This is a genomic window from Ruegeria sp. CH5 (assembly GCF_056537025.1).
Genome location: NZ_JBQFQT010000001.1, coordinates 680,573 through 704,852, shown reverse-complemented (window position 1 = coordinate 704,852; position 24,280 = coordinate 680,573). Strand labels below are relative to the sequence as shown.

20 protein-coding genes are annotated in these 24,280 nt (G+C 63.6%); 6 read left to right on the top strand and 14 right to left on the bottom strand.

Features of this window, described 5'->3' with window-relative positions; genetic code table 11:
* Nucleotides 1-95: 95 nt before the first annotated feature.
* The 3 genes from ACR0JC_RS03425 to hemB form a co-directional block, all read right to left on the bottom strand.
* The gene (locus ACR0JC_RS03425) at nucleotides 96-2,558 is read right to left on the bottom strand and encodes a penicillin acylase family protein (protein WP_480763230.1); all 2,463 of its coding nucleotides are present in this window, start codon (nucleotides 2,556-2,558) and stop codon (nucleotides 96-98) included.
* Nucleotides 2,559-2,711: 153 nt separating this feature from the next.
* A complete protein-coding gene (locus ACR0JC_RS03420) occupies nucleotides 2,712-3,284 on the bottom strand; it encodes a lipid-binding SYLF domain-containing protein (protein ID WP_170338890.1) in 573 nt (190 codons plus the stop codon).
* A 144-nt stretch (nucleotides 3,285-3,428) separates the two neighbouring features.
* Nucleotides 3,429-4,427 (bottom strand): porphobilinogen synthase, encoded by a 999-nt coding sequence (gene hemB, locus ACR0JC_RS03415; protein ID WP_170338892.1) that lies wholly within the window; start codon nucleotides 4,425-4,427, stop codon nucleotides 3,429-3,431.
* A 120-nt stretch (nucleotides 4,428-4,547) separates the two neighbouring features.
* On the opposite strand from hemB, the gene ACR0JC_RS03410 reads away from it, so the two are divergent.
* On the top strand, nucleotides 4,548-5,072 hold the full coding sequence (locus ACR0JC_RS03410) for a component of SufBCD complex (RefSeq protein WP_170338895.1): 525 nt from the start codon (nucleotides 4,548-4,550) through the stop codon (nucleotides 5,070-5,072).
* Nucleotides 5,073-5,093: 21 nt separating this feature from the next.
* Nucleotides 5,094-8,552 carry a transcription-repair coupling factor gene (mfd, locus tag ACR0JC_RS03405; protein ID WP_170338897.1) on the top strand — a complete coding sequence of 1,153 codons (3,459 nt, stop codon included), beginning with the start codon at nucleotides 5,094-5,096 and terminating at the stop codon, nucleotides 8,550-8,552.
* A gap of 9 nt (nucleotides 8,553-8,561) precedes the next feature.
* Here mfd and ACR0JC_RS03400 read toward each other — a convergent pair whose 3' ends face one another.
* From ACR0JC_RS03400 to ACR0JC_RS03380, 5 genes are all read right to left on the bottom strand, one after another.
* A complete protein-coding gene (locus tag ACR0JC_RS03400) occupies nucleotides 8,562-9,239 on the bottom strand; it encodes an SH3 domain-containing protein (protein ID WP_170338899.1) in 678 nt (225 codons plus the stop codon).
* Nucleotides 9,236-10,900, bottom strand: coding sequence for a tetratricopeptide repeat protein (locus tag ACR0JC_RS03395; RefSeq protein ID WP_170338901.1), 1,665 nt, complete (start codon nucleotides 10,898-10,900; stop codon nucleotides 9,236-9,238). Before ACR0JC_RS03395 ends, ACR0JC_RS03400 begins: the two co-directional genes overlap by 4 nt.
* Nucleotides 10,901-10,956: 56 nt before the next feature.
* Nucleotides 10,957-12,165, bottom strand: coding sequence for a multidrug effflux MFS transporter (locus ACR0JC_RS03390; protein WP_170338903.1), 1,209 nt, complete (start codon nucleotides 12,163-12,165; stop codon nucleotides 10,957-10,959).
* Between the two features lie 76 nt (nucleotides 12,166-12,241).
* Nucleotides 12,242-12,901 (bottom strand): DsbA family oxidoreductase, encoded by a 660-nt coding sequence (locus tag ACR0JC_RS03385; protein ID WP_170338905.1) that lies wholly within the window; start codon nucleotides 12,899-12,901, stop codon nucleotides 12,242-12,244.
* Nucleotides 12,898-14,415: a class I adenylate-forming enzyme family protein gene (locus ACR0JC_RS03380; RefSeq protein WP_170338907.1), complete on the bottom strand. Its 1,518-nt coding sequence runs from the start codon at nucleotides 14,413-14,415 to the stop codon at nucleotides 12,898-12,900. Before ACR0JC_RS03380 ends, ACR0JC_RS03385 begins: the two co-directional genes overlap by 4 nt.
* Before the next feature lie 65 nt (nucleotides 14,416-14,480).
* On the opposite strand from ACR0JC_RS03380, the gene ACR0JC_RS03375 reads away from it, so the two are divergent.
* Nucleotides 14,481-15,104 carry a helix-turn-helix domain-containing protein gene (locus ACR0JC_RS03375; RefSeq protein WP_093962221.1) on the top strand — a complete coding sequence of 208 codons (624 nt, stop codon included), beginning with the start codon at nucleotides 14,481-14,483 and terminating at the stop codon, nucleotides 15,102-15,104.
* Here the strand turns inward: ACR0JC_RS03375 and ACR0JC_RS03370 are convergent.
* Together ACR0JC_RS03370 and ACR0JC_RS03365 are read right to left on the bottom strand one after the other, a co-directional pair.
* Entirely contained in the window at nucleotides 15,101-15,328 is a 228-nt protein-coding gene (locus tag ACR0JC_RS03370; protein ID WP_093962974.1) for a hypothetical protein, read from the bottom strand. The genes ACR0JC_RS03375 and ACR0JC_RS03370 overlap by 4 nt on opposite strands.
* A 477-nt stretch (nucleotides 15,329-15,805) precedes the next feature.
* Entirely contained in the window at nucleotides 15,806-17,632 is a 1,827-nt protein-coding gene (locus tag ACR0JC_RS03365) for an extracellular solute-binding protein (protein WP_480763222.1), read from the bottom strand.
* 314 nt (nucleotides 17,633-17,946) lie between these two features.
* On the opposite strand from ACR0JC_RS03365, the gene ACR0JC_RS03360 reads away from it, so the two are divergent.
* Nucleotides 17,947-18,720, top strand: coding sequence for a 3-hydroxybutyrate dehydrogenase (locus ACR0JC_RS03360; RefSeq protein ID WP_170338911.1), 774 nt, complete (start codon nucleotides 17,947-17,949; stop codon nucleotides 18,718-18,720).
* 28 nt (nucleotides 18,721-18,748) lie between these two features.
* Nucleotides 18,749-19,777, top strand: coding sequence for a patatin-like phospholipase family protein (locus tag ACR0JC_RS03355; RefSeq protein WP_170338912.1), 1,029 nt, complete (start codon nucleotides 18,749-18,751; stop codon nucleotides 19,775-19,777).
* Here the strand turns inward: ACR0JC_RS03355 and ACR0JC_RS03350 are convergent, their stop codons facing one another.
* The 3 genes from ACR0JC_RS03350 to ACR0JC_RS03340 all read right to left on the bottom strand — a co-directional run bounded on the left by ACR0JC_RS03350 (nucleotide 19,778) and on the right by ACR0JC_RS03340 (nucleotide 22,330).
* Nucleotides 19,778-20,455: a DUF502 domain-containing protein gene (locus ACR0JC_RS03350; protein WP_149774457.1), complete on the bottom strand. Its 678-nt coding sequence runs from the start codon at nucleotides 20,453-20,455 to the stop codon at nucleotides 19,778-19,780.
* Between the two features lie 70 nt (nucleotides 20,456-20,525).
* On the bottom strand, nucleotides 20,526-21,440 hold the full coding sequence (locus ACR0JC_RS03345; RefSeq protein WP_170338915.1) for a pseudouridine-5'-phosphate glycosidase: 915 nt from the start codon (nucleotides 21,438-21,440) through the stop codon (nucleotides 20,526-20,528).
* Nucleotides 21,437-22,330, bottom strand: coding sequence for a PfkB family carbohydrate kinase (locus tag ACR0JC_RS03340; protein WP_170338917.1), 894 nt, complete (start codon nucleotides 22,328-22,330; stop codon nucleotides 21,437-21,439). The genes ACR0JC_RS03345 and ACR0JC_RS03340 overlap by 4 nt, the downstream gene beginning before the upstream one ends.
* Nucleotides 22,331-22,473: 143 nt before the next feature.
* Between ACR0JC_RS03340 and ACR0JC_RS03335 the strand changes: the two genes are divergently transcribed.
* Complete coding sequence (locus tag ACR0JC_RS03335) at nucleotides 22,474-23,610, top strand: HupE/UreJ family protein (protein ID WP_170338919.1); 1,137 nt, start codon at nucleotides 22,474-22,476, stop codon at nucleotides 23,608-23,610.
* Here ACR0JC_RS03335 and ACR0JC_RS03330 read toward each other — a convergent pair.
* The gene (locus ACR0JC_RS03330; protein WP_170338921.1) at nucleotides 23,607-24,236 is read right to left on the bottom strand and encodes a thiamine phosphate synthase; all 630 of its coding nucleotides are present in this window, start codon (nucleotides 24,234-24,236) and stop codon (nucleotides 23,607-23,609) included. The two genes, ACR0JC_RS03335 and ACR0JC_RS03330, sit on opposite strands and share 4 nt — an antisense overlap.
* Nucleotides 24,237-24,280: the final 44 nt, after the last annotated feature.

Below are 24,280 nucleotides of genomic sequence, written 5' to 3'. Positions count from 1 at the left end.
GCGCTGCGGTCCGGGCGCTCCGGAATGGTAGGCCAAGCCACGGGGCCACGTCCACGGGGCGACAAAAAAGGGGCGGGGGTCCGCCGAAATCCCGCCTATTGCGGCATCAGACGGGTGGTCCCGACAGCGGCGGCGCGGGCCAGATCCAGATCCAGCGACATGGGAATGTACTCACCCCGGCGCCACAGTTGCGCCTGATCGTCATAGTAGCGTGACAGGAAGTGGCCCGATTGCCCGGTGGCCGTGATGAAGACCGAGCTGTCGGGGTCGGCAAAGTCATAGACCCCACGATAGCCCGCGCCGTGCACGTTCTGGAACGGGTCCGGTCCTTCGCCCGAGGTGCGTCCGCGCAGCAGGGTGTTGTCGCCGCCGCTGGTCGATTGGCGGATGTTGACGAAATAGCGCAGCACCGGAACCTCGCCCAGCACCGGGTGGTCATGGGTGGCCTGGTGGGCATCGCCCCAGCGCAGGGATTCCAGTTGGCTGCCATAACGCTCGGAAATCCAGACCAGCGCATCGTCCAGGGCCAGCCGGGCCATGTCGGTGCAGGTTTCCACCGGTGCGCTCTGCCGGACGTCGCACCAGGCCGAGGCTCCGTCGATGTCGCGGAATACGCGTTCGATGAACAGTGGCTCGACATGCTTGAATTCTTTGGCCAGCGGCCCGAGGTCATCGGCGATCAGGCGTTTTTGCAGCGCGCGGACCCAGGCCGCGTAGATCAGCGGCTCGGGCAGGTGCTCGTTCATCTCGCCGTTCCATTCGGCCAGCAGGGTCAGGGCGATTTGGCGCTGGCGTTCGGGGGTGCCTTCGGGCGCGGCCTCGCCTGTAAACCACAGGTCGGCCCCGATCAGCGGCAGCAGCGACCGCGCGGTGAAGCTGACCGTGTCCAGCTGCGCCTCGATGAAGCTGTCGCGGGTGTGCACCTCGCGGGATTGCATCAGGAATTCCCAGCGATGGACGCGCTGCGTATCGCCCCATTCATAGGACACATGCAGGGGGAAGGGCCGGTCGATGATCTTGTTGTTGGTGTTGCCCAGAACGCCGCCGGCGGGGGCCACGAATTCGGGGTTGTCGGAATAGGGCAGACGCCCCTGCCAGCGGTTTGCTGCGATCCAGCCCGGGGTCGGGATGCGCCCCCGGCTCTGGTTGTTGAGGTCGCGGCTGGGCATGGCGCCGATGAGTTTCATGCCGACGGTCGTCTTGTCGACCACCGACAGGTTTTGCGACGGCGCGATGAACCGCTCGGCAGCTTCGATCGCCTCACGCACGGTATCCGCGCTCATCAGCGCCATCGACGCGCTGATCGAGGTGTCGCGCGGGCTGAGCGCCGTCCAGGACAGCGAGGCGACATGCCCCGGCGGTGTGATGGTTTCCAGGTTGTAATGGGTGCCGGGCAGGACGGGGCCGTTCTCGGTCCAGCGCAGAGTCAGAGTGATCGGTGGGGCGTCCTTGATCTCGATGATTGAAGGGCGCGACTTGAAGGGTTTGAAGCCGTCGGGCGTCAGGTATTCCTCGGGGTTGTCGGGATTCACTCTTTCGATATGCACGTCCTGATCGTCCAGATAGGACGAGGTCAGGCCCCATCCCAGCCGGTCACTGCGGCCGGACATAACCGCCGGAATGCCGGGGATGGTGGCGCCGATCACGCCGCCCTTGGTCAGTTCAAGCCTTGCCAGATACCAGATCCCCGGCGCAGTCAGGCCCAGATGCGGATCGTTGGCCAACAGGGTTCCACCGGTGGCCGAACGCGAAGGAGCCGCAGACCATGCATTCGAGGCACCCGCCAACCCGCGCTGCGGGACCGGGTTCAGCCATGATGCCGCGGGTTCCGAATTGGCGGCATAGCGGGGCAGGTTGGGAAACAGCGCCGCATATTCGGGCAGCGCTGCAATGCCCGCGCCAGGCACGTCCGGCAGAACATCTGACAGCCGCTGCGGATCGTTCAGCATCAACGAGGTGCGCGCCCGCAGCACTTCGTCCTGCAAATGCCCGGATAGCTGAACCGCCATCAGCTTGATCATGGCTATGCTGTCACCCGGTTGCCAAGGAGCAACCGGTGCGTTGAACAAGAACATTTCGGGCGCGCCGCGGCCCAGGGCGTTTTCATTGATTTCGTCCAGCCGCGCATTGACACCGGCGGCATAGGCGCGAAGAGCGGCCTTGGTGTAATCGTCCTGAACCTCGAAGGACTGATGCGCCAGCCCGTATAGATCCAGGCGACGCATGAGTTTGTCGATATGCACGGTCCGCTGGCCAAAAACCTCGGACAGGCGTCCCTGCACGGTCCGGCGCATGACCGTCATCTGCCACAACCGGTCCTGGGCATGAGCATAGCCCAGACCGAAGAACACGTCAGGGTCGGTCTGCCCCAGGATGTGAGGCACGTTGGCTGTGTCGCGCACGATCTCGACCGGGGCATTCAGGCCTTTGACCTGCAGCGTTTGATCGTAGTCAGGCAGCGACTGGCTGGCCAGGAAATACACCAGACCGATCGCCGCGAGGGTCAGCAGGACCAGACCCGAGGCGATACGCATCAACCAGCGAAAGACGACACCCATCAGCAGCGCACCATTTGAATTTGCAGATCAGGCGAAGGTTAATTCATGGCTCTGGCGACCGAAAGAGGCCGCGCCGCGGAATCTGCGTCTGAAACGAAAAACTCCGCCACGGCATTGGCCAGTGACGGAGTTTTCTTGAGGGGGGTCAGGGGGTCAGGGAATAATGCGCGTGTATTTGATGCCCTCGACCGTCGCGCCCAATTGCAGCCCAGCCTGACCGAAGACCGCCGCCAGCACAGGTTTGCGCAGGGTGGTCAGGTCGGTCGACAACTGGTCCGCCTGGTCGCTGACGACATATCCGATGTCCGCGCCGGCGGTCCATCCGCTTGAGCGGCGGAAATCGTTCAGGGCGTCCTCGGTCATGAAGAACAGGACATGGGCGTATTGCTGGGCGCCAATCTGCAGCCCCGCGGTGCCTTTGACAGCCGAGTAGTAGTCGACCGTGGCGCCATTGATGCGCAATGCGCCTTTTCCGTAGCCACCGCCAAAGACGAACCCCGCCTCGGTGATCAGCGGCATGATCAGCATCCCGTTGGCCTTGTTGGCGATTTCCTGGGTGTTCGGGTAGCGGGTATACATCTCGGTCAGCGTGGCATCGACGCGGGCATCGATCGTTGCCGCGTTCGAGTTTCCGACGCCGTTGCCGCAAGCGGCGGTCAGGGTCAGTCCGGCCATGCCAAAGGCAAAGCCGCGACGGCTCAGTCGTGGTGTGTTGGAACTGCTCATGTTTCTTTTTCTCTGTCGATGTGCCTGAAAAGCCGGGTGGTCCCGGTCTTGTGTGCAAGAATACGCCGAACGGCGTCGGGTGTCACGGGAAAACCGGCAGGCCAAGGCCGGCCGATCGGCGAAAAATCGCGGAGTCCCGTGGGATTAGCCTTGCAGCAGCCTAGCGACCTGCGGTGCGAAATAGGTCAGGATGCCGTCACAGCCTGCGCGTTTGAAGGCCAGCAGGCTTTCCAGCATCACCTTTTCGCCGTCGATCCAACCGTTCTGCGCCGCGGCCTGGATCATCGCGTATTCACCCGACACCTGATAGGCATAGGTGGGCGCGCCGAACGTGTCCTTGACCCGCCGGCAGATGTCCAGATAGGGCATGCCGGGTTTGATCATCACCATGTCGGCCCCCTCGGTCAGGTCGCGTTCGATCAGGCGCAGCGCCTCGTTCGAGTTGGCCGGGTCCATCTGGTAGGTCTTCTTGTCGCCGGTCAGCGCGCCCGAGGCCCCCACCGCATCACGGAAGGGTCCGTAGAAGGCGCTGGCATATTTCGCGGCATAGCTGAGGATCATGACGTCGTGATGGCCGGCGGCCTCGAGCGCCCGGCGCATCGCGCCGATCCGGCCGTCCATCATGTCGGACGGGCCGATGATGTCGGCTCCGGCTTCGGCCTGGGCCAGCGTCATCTTGACCAGCGCCTCGACCGTTTCGTCATTCACGATCTTGCCGTCCACCACGTATCCGTCATGGCCGTTGATGTTGTAGGGGTCCAGCGCGACGTCGGTCATCACCGCGATTTCGGGCGCGGCCTGCTTGATCGCGCGGATGGCGCGGTTCGACAGGTTGTCGGGGCTCCACGCCTCGGCGCAATCCTGCGTCTTGAGGCTGGGATCGGTGTAGGGAAACAGGCAGATCGCCGGGATGCCCATCGCCTGCGCCTCGGCTGCGGCCTTGGCGATCAGATCGACCGAGCGGCGCACCACGCCGGGCATCGAGGGCACGGGCTCTTCGACACCTTCGCCGTCGCGCACGAAAACCGGCCAGATCAGGTCATCAACGGTCAGGGTGTTCTCGCGTACCAGGCCCCGGATCGCCTCTGACTGGCGGGCGCGACGAAAGCGGCCGTGGGGGTAGGGGGCGATTGTCGGTTTCATGGCGCGTTCTCCTTGAACATTCGCGCATTGGGTGGCATGAATTTGCACAGGTCTCAAGGGTACCAATAGCCGCGCCGTTGCGATAGAACCGCCTGAGAATTTTGAATTAAAGGACCGAGTTTGGACTGGTACTCCTCGATTTTCGAACTCATCGACATGCGCAGCTTTTCGAATCTGTGGTACTGGATCGCGCTTGCGGTGCTGTGGTCGACAGCCAGCCATTGGGTGATGGGCGTTCCCTATGATCTGGTCGTGCGCGCCCGCCGCGTCGGAGGCCAGGCCGAGACCGACCTGCTGGACATCGTGCGGATCAACACCAACCGCATCCTCTACATTGCCGACGTTTCGGGGGTCGTAATCTTGGCGCTGTGCTGTTTCTTGTTTGCGGGGCTGGCGACGCTGGGGTTTTACTATCAGGTCGAGTTCGCCCAGGCCGTGTTCCTGCTGTTGTTCCCGATGGTTCTTGTCGGCGCAAACAGCCTGCGGGTGGCCCGGAACCTGCGGCGGCAGGAGTTGACGATTGAAGCTGTGTCCAAGGCGCTGCATCGATGCCGGCTCGCGACCCAGGTCATCGGCATGTTTGCGATACTGGTCACTTCGATGTGGGGCATGTATCAGAACCTTTCGATAGGCGTTCTGGGATAGCAAAATCTGAAAGGCGAGGCGATGAAGGCTCCGAACCACGTGACAGTCGGCGGCGCCCCCGAGGGGTTTGACGCGCAGCTAGTGCTGAACGAGGTTGCCCGCTCGGGCGGGCCGGTTCTGCATGTGGCGCGCGACGACAAACGTGCCGAGGCGATGCGCGCCGCGCTGCGCTTCTTTGCGCTCGACATGCCGGTGATCCTGTTTCCCGGCTGGGATTGCCTGCCCTATGACCGGGTGTCGCCCAACCCCGACATCGCGGCGGCGCGGGTGGCGACCCTGGCGGCACTGGTGCACCAGATGCCCGAGCGGTTCGTTCTGCTGACCACGCTGAACGCGGCCACCCAGCGCGTGCCGGCGCGCGACGTGCTGCGGCAGGCGGCGTTCACGGCTCGGGTCGGTCAGCGCATCGACGAGGCCGCGCTGCGCGATTTTCTGGTGCGCATGGGGTTCAGCCAAAGCCCCACGGTGATGGAGCCCGGTGACTATGCCGTGCGCGGTGGGATCATCGACATCTTCCCGCCGGGCGAAGCAGGGCCGGTGCGGCTGGACCTCTTCGGTGACGTGCTGGACGGCGCGCGCCGGTTCGATCCGGCCACCCAGCGCACCACGGAAAAGCTTGATCTAGTCGAACTGGCCCCGGTTTCCGAGGTGATCCTGGACGAGGCCGCAATCACCCGGTTCCGTCAGAACTATCGCATCGAGTTCGGTGCGGCCGGTACGGATGATCCGCTGTACGAGGCGGTCAGCGCCGGGCGCAAGCATCAGGGCATGGAGCACTGGCTGCCCCTGTTCCACGAAAAGCTGGAAACGTTGTTCGACTACCTGCCGGACGCGACGATCACGCTGGACGATCAGGTCACGCCCGCCCGTCTGGCCCGGTGGGACAGCATCGCCGATCAATACGAAACCCGGCGTCTGGCGCTCGAGAATCGCTCGCGGATGGATTCGGTCTATAAACCCACGCCGCCGGGCCTGCTGTATCTGGATGATGACGCCTGGACCCAGGCGGTGGCGCAGCGGCGGGTGCTGCAGTTCAGCCCCCTTCCGCAGGCCAGTGGCCCGGGGGTGATCGATGCGGGCGGTCGGATCGGGCGCAACTTTGCCCCCGAGCGGCAGCAGGAAAGCATCAGCCTGTTCGGCGCGCTGGCCAGCCACATCAAGAACAAGCTGGAGAAGGGGCCGGTTCTGGTCGCGTCCTATTCCGAGGGCGCGCGCGAACGCCTGACCGGATTGATCGAGGATGAGGGCTTGGCCGAGGCGATTCATGTGCCCGACGGCTCGCGCATCGGCAAGCGCGGTTTACACCTTGCGGTTTGGGCGCTGGAGCACGGCTTCGAGACGCCCGACATGACCGTGATCTCGGAACAGGACGTGCTGGGCGACCGCCTGATCCGCCAGCCCAAGAAACGCCGCAAGGCCGAGAATTTCCTGACCGAGACCCAGTCGCTCAGCCCCGGCGATTTGGTGGTGCATGTCGATCACGGCATCGGCCGGTACATGGGCATGGAGGTCGTGAGCGCCCTGGGCGCCGCGCATGAATGCCTGCTGCTGGAATATGCCGAGGGCGCCAAGCTGTACCTGCCGGTCGAAAACATCGAACTGCTATCGAAATACGGGCACGAGGAAGGTTTGCTCGACAAGCTGGGCGGTGGCGCATGGCAGGCCAAGAAGGCCAAGCTCAAGGAACGCATCCGCGAGATGGCCGACCGGCTGATCCGCATTGCCGCCGAACGCGCCTTGCGCAAGGCCCCGATCATGGACCCGCCGCCCCACGCGTGGGAGGAGTTCAGCTCCCGATTTCCCTATCAGGAAACCGAAGACCAGTTGCGCGCCATCGCCGACGTGATGGAGGACCTGCACTCGGGCACGCCGATGGATCGCCTAATCTGCGGCGACGTGGGCTTTGGCAAGACCGAGGTCGCCATGCGCGCGGCCTTTGTTGCGGCCATGTCCGGCCTGCAGGTGGCGGTGATTGCGCCCACAACGCTGCTGGCCCGTCAGCACGCCGCCAGCTTCAAGGACCGGTTCCGGGGCTTCCCGCTGGAAGTCAGGCAATTGTCACGCTTCGTCTCGGCCAAAGAGGCGCAGCAGACCCGCGAAGGGCTGGCAAAGGGCACGGTCGATATCGTGATCGGGACCCATGCGCTGCTGGCCAAGGGCATCCGGTTCCAGAATCTGGGCCTGCTGATCATCGACGAAGAACAGCATTTCGGCGTGGCCCACAAGGAGCGGCTCAAGCAGTTGCGCTCGGACGTGCATGTGCTGACACTGACCGCAACGCCGATCCCGCGCACCCTGCAACTGAGCCTGACCGGCGTGCGCGACCTGTCGATCATCGGCACGCCGCCCGTCGATCGTCTGGCGATCCGCACCTATGTCAGCGAGTTCGATGCCGTCACCATCCGCGAGGCACTGCTGCGTGAGCACTATCGTGGCGGGCAGAGTTTCTATGTGGTGCCGCGCATCTCGGACCTCCCCGAGATCGAGGAATTCCTGAAGGAACAGCTGCCGGAACTGACCTATGTGGTGGCCCACGGCCAGATGGCCGCGGGCGAGTTGGACGACCGGATGAACGCCTTCTATGACGGCAAGTATGACATCCTGCTGGCCACCACGATCGTGGAAAGCGGTTTGGACATTCCCACCGCGAACACGATGGTCGTTCACCGGGCCGACATGTTCGGGCTGGCGCAGCTCTATCAGATCCGGGGCCGGGTGGGGCGGTCCAAGACCCGCGCCTATGCCTATCTGACCACCAAGCCGCGCGCGCGGCTCACCCCGGCGGCCGAAAAGCGGCTGCGGGTTCTGGGCTCGCTCGATACGCTGGGGGCGGGGTTCACGCTGGCCAGCCAGGATCTGGACATTCGCGGCGCGGGCAACCTGCTGGGCGAGGAACAGTCGGGCCAGATGCGCGACGTGGGCTATGAACTGTATCAGTCGATGCTGGAAGAGGCGATTGCCAAGATCAAGGCCGGCGAGATGGAGGGGCTGAGCGAAGCCGACGACCAGTGGGCGCCGCAGATCAACCTGGGCGTTCCGGTGCTGATCCCCGAAGACTATGTGCCCGATCTGGACGTGCGGCTGGGCCTCTACCGCCGCCTGTCGTCGCTGTCGACCAAGGTCGAACTGGAGGGCTTTGCCGCCGAGTTGATCGACAGGTTCGGCCCGCTGCCGAAAGAGGTGAACACGCTGCTGCTGGTGGTGCGGATCAAGGCCATGTGCAAACGCGCCGGCATCGCCAAGCTGGACGGCGGACCGAAGGGAGCAACGATCCAGTTCCACAATGACAAGTTCGCCTCGCCGCAAGGTCTGGTCGAGTTCATCCAGAACCAGCGCGGGCTGGCCAAGGTCAAGGACAACAAGATCGTGGTGCGGCGCGACTGGAAGAAGGACAGCGACAAGATCAAGGGCGCCTTTGCCATTGCCCGCGATCTGGCCGAGAAGGTGGCCGCCGAGAAAAAGAAGAAGGCCAGCGCCTGAGGGCGCGGCCTAGTCCCCGGCCACGAACGTACACAGCTGCCAGTCACCGCTGTCCGACTTCACGAAGGCCGCGCGATAGCCGACCATCGACCACAGGAAATCGGAATAGATATAGCCGCGCGTTCCGTCGGTCAGGATGACGCCCTGATACTCGGCCTCTTCCAGATAGTCCGGCACGATCACCACCTCGTGGCTGATCAGGTCCAGAATGGGCGCGCCGCGGTTTGGGGCCTGGCGCAGGGTGACATCCTGACCGGTCACGAAATAGGCGGTGAACGGATCCAGCTTCGCTGGCAGGGTAAGCCGCCACTGGTGCGGCATCCAGAATTCGCCATCCTCGTCGAAATAGCCGGGCTGGGCCAGCGTGGTCTCGAGGTCGCGCCAGTAGTCCTCGCGGATGGTGGCGGCGTGGCGGTGGTCGGCCTCGGGCAGGGTTTCGGGATCGACCGTCAGATTGGCGCGGAACGTCTCGGGGCCGTCCTCGTCGCCGTGGCTGGTGTAGATCTCGGGGCAGGTGGCGGCCATCACGCCCTCGAGGTCGCGGGCGGCGACCTTTGCCCGCAGGTCCGCACGAAAGGCTTCCAGTGCCGGGTCTTGGCTGGCCTCGTCCACAGGCGGAAAGGTCTGACGGTCGGCCCAGGCGGGACCGCAGCACAGCGCGATCAGCGCAGCGTTCAACAGTTTCATTCAGCGGCTCTCATCGCGGCCTGGGCGCAGAAGCACGAGGCGCCGACGCTGCGGTCGGCCCGCGCCAGGGCCAGGTCAAGTCGTTGTCGGATCAGCTGCAATTCCTCTACCGCGCCACGCGCCTTGAGGCAATCGTGCAAGCCCTTGAGGCTCCAGACATTGTCGGGATGGATCGAGGCGCGGCTGAGGGTGCCGCCCAGACCCAGATCCTCGCGATAGACGGCTTCGGCCTCGGCCACGTGGCCCTGCTCGAACAGCAGCGCCCCCAGCGCGTGGCGGGTGGGCTGCATCCAGCCCCAGGGCTCGTCATAGGGCAGATTGTCGTCCAACTCGACCGAGCGGCGCAGATGGGCGAAGGCCGTGTCGAAATTGCCTTTACGGTACTCGATCTCGCCCCGCAGCATCTCGCGCGCGATCTCCAGCAGGTCGATTACACGGTTATTGTGCAGCAGACGGGTTTCGGGCACGCGGTCCTTGGCGGCGAGGAACAGCAGTTCCTCGGCCTCGGCCTCGGCCACGTCGCCGGTGGCAGCATGGGCGATGGCGCGGGCGTAATGCGTGGTGGCCGTCACCGTCAGATACAGGTCGGGATCGGGGGGCAGGGGCAGGGCCTTGGCTTCCTCCCACCGGCCAAAGCGGATCAGAATATGTGGCCCCATGGCCATGTAGCTTTCGAAGTAATCCGCCATCGGCGGGCTTTCGATGCGTAGCATTTCCTCGGGCGTGGTGTCCCACAGGCCCTTGTTGGCACGCAGGGCGGGCTCCATCTGACCGAGGAACAACGCGCCATAGATGACAAAATGGTAATTGTGCTGGCGATAGCCGGTATAGATGTTGAACGCGCCTTCGCGCTGGTAATATTTCAGATCAGCGATGACGGCCTGTTCGTTCCAGTGGACGACGTTCTGGTAGTGGCCGCACAGCACGTCGATATGGGTGGGCATGTGCACCAGATGTCCGGCATCGGGCACCAGCGTGCGCAGCACATCACCGGCATTCAGCGCTTTTTCCGGTGTGGGCGACATCTCCATCAGATGCACATAGAGGTGCAGCAGACCCGGATGCGACATCGCCGCCGGATCGTGAGCCATGGCCCATTCCAATGCTTCCTGCGCTTCAAGCGTGGCGGCGCCTTCGGCAGGCTGGCCTGTCCTCAGGTCCCACATCTGCCAGGGGGTCAGGTTCAGCAGCGACTCGACATAGATGGTGCGCAGGTCCAGATGATCAGGCTGGGCCGCGAAGGCGGCGCGCATGGCGTCGGCGAAGTCGTGGTCCCAGCGGTGCATGTCGGGCGCCGGGTCCCGCTGGGGATAGCGGGCAGGCAGGGCGCGGATCAGTTCGCGTTCGACCGGCGTGCAGCGATCCAGCAAGGCCAGTGCGCTCTGGGTTGCGTCATAGGCGCAGTTCAGGGCCTTGGCCTTACCGCGGTCGTCCAGCAGATCCCAGGGCAGGTTGTAGTTGGGCCCGGCGGCATAGGCCACGCCCCAATGGGCCATGGCGCAGTCGGGGTCATGCTCCAGCGCGCGCTGGAAACACACGACCGCCTCTTCATGGTTGTAGCCGTAGGTCCAGACAAGGCCCCGGTTAAACCAAAGCTGCGCCTGATCCGAGGACGTGGTGACGGGGCAGCCATGCGTGCCCAGATCGTAATAGTCGCTCATGCCGAACTCTCCCCTGACTGGGGCGAGCCTAGCGCAGTTCAGGTGCGCTGCACAGGTCAGGCGGGAACGCGGTCTTCTATCCGGCCCATGTGGACCATCAGCCCGAAGGCCAGCACGCACATGGTCAGGATGCCGATACTCAGCGGCCCCAGCGTACCGTCGAACAGCAGGCCCACCGGCGCGGCGATCGCGGCGGCCAGCACGGTCGAGATCGACCCGATGACCGAGGCCGCCATGCCGGCGATATGGCCCATCGGCTCCATCGCGATGGCGTTCAGGTTGCCCATGGTGACGCCGGCCATGAAAAAGACCGTGGTCTGCCAGAACACGAACAGCGCAAACGAGGCTTGCGGTGACAGGTTCGACATGTTCAGGGCAATCACCAGCGAGGTGATCAGGATCTGTCCGGCCAGCGCCCAGGTCACCATACGGCGCATCCCCACGCGCACCACGACGGCCGCGTTCAGCAAGCTGGCCGAGCCGGACATCAGCGCCACGAATCCGAACCAGAAGGGGAAGCTGTCGGCGCGGTCGTGGATCACGTCATAGATCGGCTGCACCATGGTCAGCATGGTGAACAGCATGCCCATGCACAGGGTCTGGACAAAGATCGACAGGCGCACAGTGGGGTGGGCAAACATCTCTTTCACCGCACCGACCATCAGCGGCAGGCGGAACGGGCGGCGGTTTTCCGGCGCAAGCGACTCCGGCAGTCGGAACCCCATCCAGACAATGATCACCAGCGCAAACAGGATGAACGACATGAACACGCCGCGCCAACCGGCGAAGGCAATCACGGCGGCTCCGGCCATGGGCGCGATGGCGGGCACCAGGGTGAAGATCATCATTGCGATGGACACGATCCGCGCCATTTCCCGGCCCGAGAACAGATCGCGGATGATCGCCATGGCGACCACGCGGGGCCCGGCGGCCCCCAGCCCCTGAACCACCCGGGCGGCCAGAACCAACTCGAGCGACGAACTGGCCCAGGCCACGGCCGATGCCAGAATATAGACTGCTGCTCCGGCAAAAATCACCGGCCTGCGTCCGACCGCATCCGAGATCGGGCCGGTGAAGAACGTTCCGATCCCCATTCCCAGAACAAAGCTGGTCAGGATCAACTGCGCCCGGTTCACGTCATCAGGGCTGAGCTGCGCGCCGATCTCAGGTAGAGCAGGCAGCATTGAATCAATCGAAAATGCGATGGTGGCAAACATCATCGCGATCAGCGCGATGAATTCGGCCTTGGAAATACGGTCAGCCATGCGGGGACTCCTTGCCTCAACGCGCTAACACGACAGGGCAAGGTGGGCTAGGTGCAATCGCGCACAGAACTCTGTGCTATTCTGCAGAGGAAGGCTCAAGCTGAGACATGATTTCGCCGATCACTTGCGCCCACAATTCCGGTGGTTGCGCCCCAGGGACCGCGTGTTGGTTGGCGACGATGAAGGTGGGCACCGAGTTCACGCCCATCTCACGCGAGTGCGTATCCCGCTGACGAATGTCGTTCCGGTCGGCGTCGGATTTCAGCAGCTTCAGAACAACTGCGGCGTCCATGCCCACGCTGTCGGCGATGTCGGCCAGAACCTCGTGGTCGCCGATGTCGCGGCCCTGTACGAAATACGCGGTGAACAGCGCATCCACCACCGGGTTCTGCTTGCCCTCGATCCCGGCCCAATGGATCAGGCGATGGGCGTCCAGCGTGTTCGGGGTGCGTTTCATGGCCTCGAAATCGATGTTCAGGCCGGCCTTTTCGGCATGCTCCACCACCGGCGCATAGGCGCGAACCGCACCCTCCTTGCCACCGAATTTGCGTTCCAGGTATTCGCGCCGGTCCATTCCGCCTTCGGGCATGTCGGGGTTCAGCTGGAACGGATGCCATTCGATCACGAACGGATGCTCGGGGACCGTGGCCAGCGCCTTGTCCAGGTTGGTCTTTCCGATATAGCACCATGGGCAGATTGGGTCGGACAGGATATCAAGCTTGACGGTCTGGGTCATTCTTCGGGTGCCTTGAAATAGGCCGGCAATGCACGGCGCAGGAGTTTTCCGTTGCCCCCGGTGGGCAGTTCGGGAAGATGAATGAAGGCGCGGGGTTGCTTGTAGCGCGCCAGGTTGGCCTCGACATAAGCGCGCAGGGCGGTTTCGTCCAGTTTTTCCGGCCCGGAATAGAAGGCGGCGATCACGAAAGTGTCCGGTTTGACCTCGACCGCCGCCGCGCCGACCTGAGAGATTCCGGGAAAGCGCGACAAAACGGATTCGACCTCAACCGGGGACACGCGATAGCCGCCGGCATTCATCATGTCGTCGTCGCGCCCCAGATAGGTGATCTGCCCATCCACGGCCATCGCCCCCTGATCGCCGGTCAGGAACCAGTCGCCCTGCATGCGCGCGCGGGCCTCGTCCGGGGCGTTGAGGTAGGTCAGCATCAGCCCCGGGTCTGAGCGGTGAATGGCGATGGTGCCTTCCTGCCCCTGCGGAACCGGCCCGTCAGGCCCAAGGATCTCCACGCGGCGCCCCGGTTGCGGCTGGCCCAGCGCATCGCCGCGCGCGGGGTGGGATGGGCTGGATGAGATGAAGGTCGAACATTCCGACATGCCGTAGGCCTCGTACAGCTCGGTCCCGGTGGCCTGAACCCAGCGTTCGTGCAGGGCGCGCGACAGTTTCTCGCCGGCGCTCAGGCCGTGGCGCAGATCGGGCAGGGGCAGCGTGTCCGCCGCGTTCAGCATCTTGCGGTACACGCCGGGGGCGGCCGCAAAGATCGAGGCGCGGTGGCGGCGCAGCAATCCGGGCAGGGCGGCCGGGTCGGTTCCGGGTTCGGGGATCAGCGCGGTGGCGCCGATGGTCCACGGGTCCATCAGGCCGGTGCCCAGCGTGTAGGTCCAGTTGAACGCGCCCGCGTGGCACAGGCGGTCGGCCTCACGCAGGCCGTACCAGCCATCGACCATCATCTGCCGCGCCCAGATCGCCCGATGCGCATGGGCCACGGCGCGTGGTTTGCCCGAGGTGCCCGAGGTATAGACGACATAGGCCATGCGTTCCGGATCGCCCATGTCGAACGACGCGGGCGGCAGGTTGCGCATGGCGGCAAGGTCGGTCAGGCCGATCTGGTTGGGATGCGTGGCGCAGTTCACGGACGGATCGCGCAGAATGGCGGCTGGAGACAGTTCCCGGATCATCCGCTCCGTTTCCGGCTCGGTCAGTTGCGAGGAGGTCGGCACCGGGACCAGCCCGACCGCGATCGCGCCCAGATAGGCGATGGGAAAATCGACCGTATTGCCCAGACGCATCAGAACGATGTCGCCGGGCACGAGCCCCGCGCGCAGCAGCCCGGTTCCGGTGCCCAGAACCGCGGATTTCAGTTGCGCATAGCTCCAGTCGTCCGAGCCGTCGGCGCGCAGCACGGACAGCGCCACCTTGTCCGGAGTGGCATCGGCGCGGCGCAGTACGTGGGCGGCCAGGTTGAACGGCGCGGGGCAGGGCGGCGGTGGCCCTTGATCGAAGATCGACAACATGCGCCTTGGCTATTGCCCTTTGTCACGCGTTGCAAGCGCGCGGCGCTGGCCCTATAGAATGACGCATGACGAGCAAAGACCACAAATCCATCGTACGCATCGCCCGCGACAACGGTTCCCGCACCGAGCTGGAGCCGGTAGATCTGGGTGCCCGCGTGCGTGAACTGCGCAAGGCGCGGAAATGGACCCTCGAGCAGGCGGCGAACCAGGCCGGGTTGGCCCGGTCCACGCTCAGCAAGATCGAAAATGGCCAAATGTCGCCGACCTATGATGCGCTCAAGAAGCTGGCGATCGGTCTCGAAATCTCTGTACCGCAGCTGTTCACCCCGCCCGAGCGGGATCAAGTGATCGGTCGCATGGCGGTGACCAAGATGGGTGAAGGCACCGCGCACGCCACTACGACCTACGAGCACGAGTTGCTGGCCGAAACGCTGACCAAGAAGCAGATGCTGCCCTATCGGGCCCGCGTGCGCGCCCGGTCAATGGACGAGTTCGACGGCTGGGTGCGTCACGATGGCGAAGAATTCCTGTATGTGCTGACCGGCGTGATCCGCCTGTACACCGAGTTTTATGAACCGGTTGAGATGCGTCGGGGCGACAGCGCCTATTACGACGGCAGCATGGGGCACAACGTGATCTCGGTAAGCGATGAGGATGCAACCATCCTGTGGGTCACGTCGCTGGCCTAACGCCGGGCAAGCTCGCGGTTCAGGCCTTCGGTGTAAAGGAAATCCTCGACCTCTTCATGGGCCTCGTTCACTGTCAGGTGGTGCCGCTCGGCCAGATAGGCCTCAAAGCGTTTCCTGTCCGTCCTCACGCGCGCCATATCCTGATCGCGCAGGTTCGGAAAACGGCGCTTGGCACGTGCGTAGGACGCGCTCCAGTCTTGTGTCAAATCAGTCCAGTTCAACATCTGCGAGCCTTCCGTGGTTCGGGTTTCAGGACTGCTCTTCCCCAGACCAGCGTACGGAGCGCGCAGCGCGCGCGAAGACATGACAAAATGTCGCAGGTCGGGGTGCTGGAAAATCAAAGCGGTTTTTCACGCCGTGCTCGGCCCGTTTTCCCACTCACTGTCGGTTTTGGCGATCGTTCAAATGCTCGCACTCTGGACTGCGCCGAATACAGGGCTTTGTTCTATCTAAGAAATCTGTTTTCGGTGCAGGTGTCCGTTGCGTCGATCCTCACTTGGATTGCGAGATATCGTGGTATCAAGCGTTCCACCCGCAAAAAGTAGTCAAATGCTCTAGAAATAGCGGCCAGCGGATTTGTTCGATCACCTTTTGGTATTTGGCCACATGTGCCGAAAATTGCCGACGCCCGCGCGGCGTCCGATCCGAGCTAAGTGCATCACTTGAAATGGGCAGGGGCACAAGCCCCTACCGGTTGCCTGCTACTCCTCGTACCACCAGACATCGGGCATGAACTGCGGTCCGTCGCCGTAGATTGGCAAGATCTGAGGATGCTTCATTTCCTTCACATGGGCGATGCGGCCAACATCAAAGCTCCAGATTGGAATGACATACCGTCCGGCGGTCAGAATCCTGTCAAGCGCACGGGTGGCGGCCACGAAATCCTCACGGCTTTCCGAGGCCAGCATCGCATCGATCAGCCCATCCACCGCCGGAGAGGTGACCCCCATCAGGTTGCGTGTCCCCGAGGCATCCGCGCCTTCGCTGCCCCAGTAGAGGCGTTGTTCGTTGCCCGGCGACAGCGACAGCGCGCGGCGGAACGGGGTCATGTCGAAATCCAGCTCGGACACCCGCTGGGTGTATTGTGCGTCATCCACCTTGTCGACGGTCAGCTCGATCCCCAGCCGTTCCAGCGCGCGGGCATACATCTCGGCGATCGCATCCACGTTCTGAACCACATTCAAGCTTCCCTGACTGATGACCAGGGTTATCTTGAGCGGCTCTCCAGCTGCGTTCTTCAGCACGCCGTCCTGGATTGTCCATCCGGCTTGCTCCAGCAGATCAGCGGCCTTGCGGATGTCCTTTCGGTTGCGAACCGAGTCGTCGCCCTCGGGCAGAACATACCCTTCCAGAGTTCCCGGAGGCAGATCAGCCGCGTAGGGTTGCAACATCTCAGCCACCCGTCCGGTTGCCGGGCCAGGCTGCATCGCCAGTTCAGACCCCGAGAAATACGAGGTGATCCGAGGCTGAGCACCGCCAGTGATCGTGCCGTTGATGAATTCAAAATTGAACGCAAGGGTCAGCGCCTCGCGCACGCGCCAATCGTCAAAGGGCGCTTTGCGCGTGTTCATGACCAGACCTGTCATGCCCGAGGGCTTTTTATGCGGAATCTCGGTTTTGATGACATCGCCGCGCTGAACGGCCGGGAAATCGTATTGTGTGGCCCATTTGTCGGCGTTGAACTCGCGGACGGCCGACAGCGCGCCGGCCTTGAAGGCCTCGAACAGAACCGTCTGGTCGCCGTAGAACTCCAACCGCATCTCGTCGAAATTCATGGTACCCCGGCGGAACGGGACATCGTTGCCCCAATAATCCGGATTGCGTTCGAGGTTCACGAAACGCCCGGCCTCGTAGTCATCGATGACATAGGGGCCGGTGCCGATCGGGACATCGTGCAGCGCTGCCTCGGCGAAATCCTTGCCCTCCCATTGGGCTTTCTTGAGGATCGGCCGCAGCCCTGCGATCAGGGCCAGCTCGCGGTCTGGCTCGTTGAAGATGATCCGGACCGAGCGTGGTCCGGTCTGCTGAATACTGTCGATCTTGGCCCACAGACCGCGATAGCGCAGATGCCCCTGCGTTCCGAGGGTCTCGTAAGACCAGATCACATCATCAACCGTGACCGGCGATCCGTCAGAGAATCGGGCAGTCTTACGCAGGGTGAATTCGACCCAGGATCGGTCCGGCGCGGTGTCGATTGATTCGGCCAAAAGCCCGTAAAGAGTGAAAGGTTCGTCCCAGGAACGGCCCATCAACCCCTCGTGGGTCCAAAATCTCAGCTGCCACGGAGCGGTGCCTTTTTGCACAAACGGGTTGAGACTGTTATAGCCGCCGGTGTTGCCGAACACGACCTTGCCGCCCTTGGGCGCGTCGGGGTTGGCATAAGGCAGCGACACAAAATCCGGTGGTAGGGCCGGGTCTCCATACATAGCTATGCCATGGGTCGATTCTGCTTGCGCTAACGTGGCGACAACCGAGGCAGCGATTCCCGCGATCAACGGGCGGATGGGACGGAGAATATCGGGGCTCATTTTGGAAACAATCCTGCTCTGGCCTTATTTTGTTGGGATTCACCGTACCGATGATTTTTCTTATTATCAAACTTTTAGCTTGGATGACGGCGCGGAATTGCTTATAAAGGTTCCACTGCTCGATAGGTTTCTTGCCTGTATGAAACCTGCCTCAATAACTTAACGCCCGCTTCGTGCGGGCGTTTTTTTCTGCCTCGAGCTCCGAACTTCCCGCCCATAAATCGACCGTATCCGCAACCGGGTCTTTCCCCGTTTATTTTGCAGGTGCAGCATGGCACTGTGTCTCCAAATCATGAGTCTGTGGGAGACCCAAAATGAACCTGTCGGGAAAAACAGCAATCATCACCGGATCGAACTCGGGCATCGGGTTGGGCATTGCGCGCGAATTGGCCAAGGCGGGGGCCGACGTGGTTCTGAACTCGTTCACCGACCGCGATGAAGATCACGCGCTGGCGGCCGAGATCAGCAAGGAGACCGGAACCAACGCGCGCTACATCAAGGCCGACATGTCCAAGGGCGAGGAATGCCGGGCGCTGATCGAACAGGCCGGAGCCTGCGATATCCTGGTCAACAATGCAGGCATTCAGCACGTCGCGCCGATCGACCAGTTCCCGGTCGAAAAATGGGACGCTATCATCGCCATCAACATGAACTCGGCCTTTCACACGACGGCGGCGGCGCTTCCGTTGATGCGCAAGGCCGGGTGGGGGCGGATCGTCAACATCGCCTCGGCGCATGGGCTGACGGCGTCGCCCTACAAGGCAGCTTATGTGGCGGCCAAGCACGGGGTCGTCGGCATGACCAAGACCGTTGCGCTGGAAACCGCGCAGGAGCCGATCACCTGCAACGCCATCTGTCCGGGCTATGTGCTGACGCCGCTGGTCGAGGCGCAGATCCCCGACACGATGAAGGAATACAACATGAGCCGCGAGGACGTGATCAAGAACGTCATGCTCGAACGGCAACCCTCGAAAGAGTTCGCGACCGTCGAACAGCTGGGTGGAACCACCGTGTTCCTGTGCTCGGACGCCGCGGCCCAGATCACCGGCACCACGATCTCGGTCGACGGCGGCTGGACCGCCTTGTGATCCGCGGCGCGCGCCGGGGCCGGCGGAAATGGTAAAGCGCATCAATCTTGCCCTGCAGGGCGGCGGCGCGCATGGCGCATTTACCTGGGGCGTGCTGGACCGTCTGCTGGACGACGAAGACATTGAGGTTGCGGCGATTACCGGAACCTCGGCCGGGGCGCTGAACGGAGCCGCGTTCAAGGCCGGCATGGTTCATGCCGGTCGCGATGGCGCGCGCGAGACCCTGAACGCCCTGTGGGAGAGGATGGGCGCGGTGGGCGACATGCGCATCGCCAACTGGCTGGCCGGGATGGAGCCCGCTCAGATCGCGCAGGCGATGGAGTATTCTTTGCCGTTCTCGGTGGCTGATACCTGGTCGCGGATGGTGTCGCCCTATGCCTATGGACCGTTCTACCGCAATCCGCTGGCCCCGGTGGTCGAGGCGTTTGATTTTGGCGAGGTCTGCGCCGATCAGGGGCCACGCCTGTTCGTCTGCGCCACCTGTGTGCGCAGCGGCAAGATCCGTGTTTTCACGGGCGATGAGGTGACGACTGACGCGATTCTCGCCTCGGCCTGCCTGCCGAACCTGTTCCAGGCGGTTGAAATCCACGACCCCGAAACCGACCGGACCGAAGCCTATTGGGATGGCGGCTATACCGGCAACCCGGCGCTGTTTCCGCTGTTCAACGCGGGCCTGCCCGAAGATGTGGTGATCGTGAACATCAACCCGCTGGAGCGCGACGAGGTTCCCAAGACCCCGCAGCAGATTCAGAACCGGATCAACGAGATCAGCTTCAATTCTTCCCTTCTGCGCGAGCTGCGGGCGATCAACTTCGTGCAGCGCCTGTTGGTCAAGGGCAAGCTGAAGGCGGGTGAAATGAGCCGGGTCTTCGTGCACATGATCGCCGATGACGCGCTGATGAACAGCCTGTCGGTGGCGACCAAGACAGTGCCCAACCCGGTGGTTCTGCACAGCCTGAAACAGGCGGGACGGGCCGCGGCCGACCAGTTTCTGGCCGATCACAAACCCGATCTGGGTGCGCGAAGCTCCGTTGATCTGCCCGCGATGTTCGGCTGATCACTCGGGCGGCTGCGTGGGGTCTTTCTGGTTCGGATAGACCAGCCCGGCCGAGATCACCAGTTTGGCGGCATCCTCGATCGTCATGTCCAGCAGGATCACGTCTTCCTCGGGGAAGAACAGCAGAAAACCCGAGGTTGGGTTCGGCGTGGTTGGGATGAACACGCTCAGCAGGCCGCCGCCGGTTTCGGCGCGTTTGTTGATCTCGCCCTTGGCCTCGGTCGAGACGAAGCCGATGGCCCAGATGCCCCGGCGAGGATACTGGACCAGGCAGGCCTTCTCGAACGACCGCTCGGTCTGGGCAAAGACGGTTTCCGAGATCTGCTTGATCCCGGAATAGATCGACCGGACGACGGGCATCCGGTTGACCAGGCTTTCGGCAAAATGGATCAGTGACCGGCCCAGGATACCTTTGGCGATCCAGCCGACCAGAACCGTGAAGATCAGGAAGAACAGGACGCCCACGCCGCGCAGGTTGATACCCACATATTGTTCGGGTCGGAACTGGTGCGGGATCAGGGGCAGGACCGCGCTGTCGATCCAGCCGACTACCGACAGGATCAGCCACAGCGTCAGCCAGACCGGTGCGATGACGACGATACCCGTCAGAAACGACGCGCGTAGCCGCGACAGCAGGCCGGGGCGGCGGTGGGGTTCTTCATCAAACGGTGTGTTCATCGCGGTTCCGAGCGGTTTGCCGAACTAGTTAATCAGTCCGGCGCCTTGGTACAATAGGTCCGTTTGACGCTTAGTCAGCCTGAGCCTTCAAAGACTTGGCTATACCAGCCGCAAGGCGCGCATTGTTGCGCACCAGGGCGATATTGGCGATCAGGGATCGGCCCTCGGTCCGCTCGTAGATGCGTTGCAGAAGATAGGGCGTGACGGCCTTGCCGGTAATGCGATGCGCTTCGGCGTCCTGCTGGGCCGAGGCGATGATCGGGTCCAGTTCCTCGGACGGGATCTGGTCGGCCAGCGGGATCGGATTGGCCACCAGTTGCCCGCCGGGCAGACCCAGCGCGCGGCGCGTCGCATGGGCCTTGGCGATCTGCTCGGCCGTGTCCATCCGCAAGGGCGCGGCAAAAGGCGACTTGGCCGACCAGAAGGCCGGGAACTCATCCTGCCCGTGGGCGATGACCGGCACGCCCAGCGTCTCCAGCACTTCGAGCGTTTTTGCGAGATCGAGGATCGCCTTGGCCCCGGCAGCAACGACCGTGACCGGGGTCTGCGCCAGTTCGTGCAGGTCGGCCGAGATGTCAAAGCTGGTTTCCGCGCCGCGATGCACCCCGCCGATGCCGCCGGTGGCAAAGACCTCGATCCCCGCGAAATGGGCTGCGATCATCGTGGCGGCAACGGTCGTGGCCCCGGTCCCGTCCGAAGCGATGCAGGCCGCCATATCCGCGCGCGAGATCTTGGCTACGCCCTGCGCCTGTCCCAAATCCTTCAACTGATCGGGTTCCAACCCCACATGCAGCCGGCCGTCGATCACCGCGATGGTGGCCGGAACGGCGCCCGCGTCGCGGATGTCCTGCTCGACCTGGGCCGCCACCTCGATGTTCTGCGGGTAGGGCATGCCGTGGGTGATGATGGTGCTTTCCAGGGCAACGATGGGGGTTCCGTCGTCCTTGGCCGCGCGGACTTCGGCGGAATACTGGATGTCGATCACAGGGGGGTCTCTCCGGATACATAGGTTGCGGCGGCATGCAAGGCGCGGGTCAGCGCCTCGTCAATGCTGGCGCCATTGGCTTCGGCGGCGATATGGGCCGCCATGAACGTGTCGCCCGCACCGGTCACGCGCGTGACCAGAACCGACGGGGGTTTCTGGGTGATCACCGCCTGGGCACTGGCCACGGTGGCCGAGTTGCCCCCGTCGGTCACCAGCGCACGCAGCGCGCCCCGGTCCAGCAGCGCTCGGGCAGCGGATTCGGAGTCGGCGAACTCGCGCTGGCACAGCAGCCCGGCTTCTTCGAGGTTCACATACAGCGTGGCCCTGCCGTGCTTGAGGAAAGGCAGCAGCCGCTCGGCCTTGCCGGGCGAGGCCGGGGCTACGCGCAGGTCGGCACGGGCGAAGGCCGGGCTGACGGCGATTTCTTCCAGAAGGTCCAGCGTCAGGTTGCCGTCCAGCGCGATCTGCCCCCCGAACGGGGTGTTTTCATAGCCCAGCGGGCCATGAATCAGCGGGCGCAGGATCTTGGCGCCGGCGGCCTCCAGCGAATGGGCGTCGGCGATGGCGGCGATCAGGCCGTTTGCGCCTTCGACCGCCATGTAACGGTCGGTGGGCAGGTCCTGCGAGCGATAGATATGGGTCGTGTCCATGCCCAGCCGCTTGCAGGCGTGAACCAGCTCGTCGCCCTCGGGGTCGCTGCCGATGGCGGTCAGCAGGGTTGGGGTCATGCCAAAGCGCACAAGGGTCATGGCGATGTTCATCGCCACGCCACCGGGCAGGCGCGTGATGCGGCCGGGCACGTCCGACCCTTGCCGCATGTGGCTGGCGGATCGTCCGATCACGTCCCACAGGACGGATCCGATGCACAGGATGTCGCTGTTCTGAGTCATTTCCTCGTCATGCCGCAGGCGCAGGGCGCGCGCAAGCCGGAAGCTGCGCGGGCTGGGTCCACGTCGGCGATTTGGCTTGCCAATTGTTTGGAAGGACGAAACACTCGGACACAGTGTTTTTTGGTTCTTTTGGATATTTTCGGATGGGTCTCAATATCCGTTTGCTGACCTTCCTGCGGTTTCGCGCCTGGATCATTGCGCCATTGCTGGCATGTATTTTTTTGGCAATGCCGGCATGGGCGCAACAGAGCGGACGGACAATCGTTGACTTTCAGGCCCGGGACGGTCGGCTTCTGGTCGAAATCGCCTTGAACGCCGAGGCCGTTCTGGCCGGGGTCGATCCGCAAGAAGTCGCGCAGGGCGGCGACGGCGGGAGCGCGCGTTACGCACAGCTGCGCCGGCTTGTCTCGTCCGAGCTTGAGGAACACGTCCACGATTTTGTAACGGATTGGAAGCAATCCTTGCAGATCGACGTGAACGGGCCGGTTGCATTGTCCTATGAAGGCGCAAGTATTCCAGTGGTCGGCAACCCGGACGTGCCGCGGATTTCCCGAGTGCTGTTGGCCGGTCCTCTGCCACCCGATGCAAGCAGTCTGCGCCTGACCTGGCCTGAAGGAATCGGCCCCGTGGTCTTGCGCCAGCAAGGGGTCGAGGCGCCTTATACCGGGTTTCTGAGCGGCGGCGAGGTCAGTCCTCGCATTCCCTTGGCAGGCGGGGCCGGGCTGGGGGCGCAGCAAGCGGCCGAGGCTTTTTTCCGGGCCGGGCTGCTGCATGTCGCGGGCGCGGGGGCACAGCTTCTGGCGCTGGCCTCGGTGCTGGTTTTCTTGTCACTGAAGTTGCGCCCGGTCCTTGTTCAACTTGCCGCGCTGGGGCTGGGCGTTCTGGTGACGCTGCCGCTTGGGATGTTCGACGTGTTGAGTGCGAGGCCGTTCCTGCCGTGGCCGGTCGTGCCGGCTGCCATCGCCTTGTTGGCGCTTTGGAACCTCGTCACCGACCGGTTGGGGGTCTGGCGCGTGCTGTTCCTTTTGGCGGCCGGTGCAGTCCTTGGCCTGACACTGTCAGAAGCATCGTCGCGCCTTGGTGTGCCGCCGCACCATGTCGCGCCGGCGGTGCTGGGTTTTGCCGCTGGCATCCTGTTGGCGCTGAGCGGAGTCGCGATCCTGATCCTCGCCACCCTGACCGTGCTTTTGCCGGATTCGCCCAGGCTGCGCGGTCGTATCTCCACAGTCGCCTCGCTGTTGTTGGCGGGCTTGGGGCTGTACTGGGCGGTTATGTCCTAACCGCCGGTTTTCATCGGCGCGATCAGCGTGTTCAGCGCGCTGAGCGGGTCCTCTGCGGTCCAGATCTCGTCTCCGATTCCGAAGAAGTCGGTGCATTCAGCCAGTTCGGCAACCAGTTCGGGTGTCAGGCCGCCTTCGGCGACAACCGGAACCTCGATCATCTCGGACCACCATTGGAACAGATCACGCTCGGCGCGGGTCCCTTTGCCCAACGACACGTCCCCCACGGGCCCAAAGGCCACATAGTCGGCCCCGGCTTCGCCCGCGGTCATCCCGTCATGGCGCGAGGTTCCGCAGAAACTGCCGACGATGGCATCCGCCCCCAGCTCTTTGCGCGCGGCCCGGACCGAGCGGGCCGCATCCTCCAGATGCACCCCGTCCAGCCCCAGCCGTTGCGCCAGCAGGACATGGTTCGAGATCACCAGCGCCACGTCGCGCGCATGGGCCACCTCGCGGCAGGCGTCGGCCGCGCGGGCGATGGCGTCCTCGTCGCTGCCGGCCAGCGCCAGCCGGATGCAGGCGATCTCGGTCCCGTCCAGAACGCGGGCCAGCCGGTCGGGAAAGGTGGCCGGGTCGATGGTCGGCGGGGTGATCAGATAGATCTGAGGCTGCTCGGGGGTGTCCATTGGCGGATCCTTCGCGGTTGGTCTTTGGCGCGGTTTAGCCGATT

Coding starts and splice junctions, on each gene's coding strand:
- ACR0JC_RS03385 (WP_170338905.1), bottom strand. CDS start 12,901: ATGACCCAGACCGTCAAGCTTGATATCCTGTCCGACCCAATCTGCCCA.
- ACR0JC_RS03425 (WP_480763230.1), bottom strand. CDS start 2,558: ATGGGTGTCGTCTTTCGCTGGTTGATGCGTATCGCCTCGGGTCTGGTC.
- ACR0JC_RS03420 (WP_170338890.1), bottom strand. CDS start 3,284: ATGAGCAGTTCCAACACACCACGACTGAGCCGTCGCGGCTTTGCCTTT.
- mfd (WP_170338897.1), top strand. CDS start 5,094: ATGAAGGCTCCGAACCACGTGACAGTCGGCGGCGCCCCCGAGGGGTTT.
- hemB (WP_170338892.1), bottom strand. CDS start 4,427: ATGAAACCGACAATCGCCCCCTACCCCCACGGCCGCTTTCGTCGCGCC.
- ACR0JC_RS03360 (WP_170338911.1), top strand. CDS start 17,947: ATGAACCTGTCGGGAAAAACAGCAATCATCACCGGATCGAACTCGGGC.
- ACR0JC_RS03340 (WP_170338917.1), bottom strand. CDS start 22,330: ATGACTCAGAACAGCGACATCCTGTGCATCGGATCCGTCCTGTGGGAC.
- ACR0JC_RS03350 (WP_149774457.1), bottom strand. CDS start 20,455: ATGAACACACCGTTTGATGAAGAACCCCACCGCCGCCCCGGCCTGCTG.
- ACR0JC_RS03395 (WP_170338901.1), bottom strand. CDS start 10,900: ATGAGCGACTATTACGATCTGGGCACGCATGGCTGCCCCGTCACCACG.
- ACR0JC_RS03365 (WP_480763222.1), bottom strand. CDS start 17,632: ATGAGCCCCGATATTCTCCGTCCCATCCGCCCGTTGATCGCGGGAATC.
- ACR0JC_RS03330 (WP_170338921.1), bottom strand. CDS start 24,236: ATGGACACCCCCGAGCAGCCTCAGATCTATCTGATCACCCCGCCGACC.
- ACR0JC_RS03390 (WP_170338903.1), bottom strand. CDS start 12,165: ATGGCTGACCGTATTTCCAAGGCCGAATTCATCGCGCTGATCGCGATG.
- ACR0JC_RS03375 (WP_093962221.1), top strand. CDS start 14,481: ATGACGAGCAAAGACCACAAATCCATCGTACGCATCGCCCGCGACAAC.
- ACR0JC_RS03400 (WP_170338899.1), bottom strand. CDS start 9,239: ATGAAACTGTTGAACGCTGCGCTGATCGCGCTGTGCTGCGGTCCCGCC.
- ACR0JC_RS03355 (WP_170338912.1), top strand. CDS start 18,749: ATGGTAAAGCGCATCAATCTTGCCCTGCAGGGCGGCGGCGCGCATGGC.
- ACR0JC_RS03335 (WP_170338919.1), top strand. CDS start 22,474: ATGGGTCTCAATATCCGTTTGCTGACCTTCCTGCGGTTTCGCGCCTGG.
- ACR0JC_RS03370 (WP_093962974.1), bottom strand. CDS start 15,328: ATGTTGAACTGGACTGATTTGACACAAGACTGGAGCGCGTCCTACGCA.
- ACR0JC_RS03380 (WP_170338907.1), bottom strand. CDS start 14,415: ATGTTGTCGATCTTCGATCAAGGGCCACCGCCGCCCTGCCCCGCGCCG.